1 protein-coding gene is annotated in these 500 nt (G+C 59.8%); it reads right to left on the reverse strand.

The genetic code is table 11. The features are described from left to right. The coding region (locus ACODSZ_RS23145) for an EF-Tu C-terminal domain-related protein (RefSeq protein ID WP_488928653.1) at positions 1-500 on the reverse strand (500 nt) is incomplete at both ends.

Below are 500 nucleotides of genomic sequence, written 5' to 3' on the forward strand. Positions count from 1 at the left end.
CCTTCTTCCATGGCGATCGGGTTGATCAGTTGCACGGTGATCGACACGTTGTCGCCCGGCATGACCATTTCCTTGTCCTTCGGCAGTTCGATCGCACCGGTCACGTCGGTGGTACGGAAGTAGAACTGCGGACGGTAGTTGTTGAAGAACGGGGTGTGACGGCCGCCTTCATCCTTCGACAGAACATAGATCTCGCCGGTGAAGTGCTTGTGCGGCTTGATCGAACCCGGCTTGGCCAGAACCTGGCCACGCTGCACGTCTTCACGCTTGGTGCCGCGCAGCAGCACGCCAACGTTGTCGCCAGCTTGACCTTGGTCCAGCAGCTTGCGGAACATTTCCACGCCGGTGCAGGTGGTCTTCTGGGTGTCAGCGATACCGACGATTTCGATTTCTTCGCCGACCTTGATGATGCCGCGCTCAACGCGACCGGTCACCACGGTGCCACGGCCGGAGATCGAGAACACGTCTTCCACCGGCATCAGGAAGGTACCGTCAACGGC

Source organism: Herbaspirillum sp. FG34, assembly GCF_057809315.1.